This is a genomic window from Herbaspirillum sp. GW822-FHT03A08, from assembly GCF_058801885.1.
On record NZ_JBXANR010000017.1, the window covers coordinates 1 to 1,190 of the forward strand.

Annotated in this window: 1 protein-coding gene; it reads right to left on the reverse strand. The window is 58.2% G+C overall.

Features of this window, described 5'->3' with window-relative positions; genetic code table 11:
• Positions 1–1,157, reverse strand: a 1,157-nt coding sequence (locus AC1RN6_RS24080; RefSeq protein ID WP_493007999.1) for an ATP-binding protein, incomplete at its 3' end; no start/stop codon positions are given.
• Positions 1,158–1,190: the final 33 nt, after the last annotated feature.

A 1,190-nucleotide genomic window follows, 5' to 3' on the forward strand; every position in this document is an offset into this window, starting at 1 on the left:
CGCTCGGCATCCTTCAGAAGATGTAGTGCCTTGCTGCCGCTGCTGGCCATGTCCACTTCCAGCCCAAAGCTGCGCGCCATGGTCGAGAGGATCTCGCGCGCGCTGGCGTTGTCATCCACCACGAGAACACGCAGACCGAGCAGCTCTTCCGCCTTGAACATGCGACGCGGCGCAGCATTGCGCTGAAGGCCGAAGCGCGCATGAAAGTGGAAAGTCGAGCCCTTTCCATGTTCGCTCTCCACCCAGACGCGGCCGTCCATCATCTCGACCAGACGCTTGGAGATGGCCAGACCCAGTCCCGTCCCACCGTATTTGCGGGTCGTCGAGCTATCGGCCTGGCTGAATGACTCGAACATGCGACTGCATTGTTCCGGCGTCATGCCGATCCCGGTATCTCTTACCCAAAAATGCAACTCCACCTCATCCGGCGTCACGGAAACCTGCTTGATACCGACCACGATCTCGCCGTTTTCTGTGAACTTGGTGGCATTGTTGCCGAGGTTGATCAGCACCTGGCCCAGTCGCAAGGGGTCGCCGACAAGAGCAGTCGGCATGTTTGGCGGGGTGTCAAACAACAGTTCGAGTCCTTTGTCGTCGGCCTTGAGACCGACCATGCTGGCGAAGTTCTCCATCACGTCCTCAAGCCTGAAATCGACGCGCTCCACAGTCATCTTGCCGGCTTCGATCTTTGAAAAGTCAAGAATGTCGTTGATGATTCCCAGCAGATTTTCGGCGGAACGATGCACCTTTTCGATATAGTTGCGCTGTTTCTTGTCCAGCTGCGTGGAGAGCGCCAGATGGCTCATGCCAATGATGGCGTTCATCGGCGTACGGATTTCGTGACTCATGTTGGCCAGGAATTCACTCTTGGCGCGGGTGGCGCCCTCGGCAATCTCCTTGGCGCGTCTGACGTCCTCTTCGGCGCGCTTGCGATCGGTGATGTCGTAATACCATTCGACCGTAATGTCGCCGGAGGACAGCGGCACCTTGATGGCGCTCAGCAGCACCTCCGCGACCGTGCCGTCAGGACGACGGAAGCCTGTTTCAAAGTTGAGAACATCGCCGACAGCGATAGCCTGCATGTAGTGCAGTCTGCAGGCGGCGTCGGCCCACAAGCCGGATGCCTTGTCCCTGAAGGACAATTCGTCCGCGCTCATGCCCGTAAGAATTTCCAGCTGCCGGTTGCAATA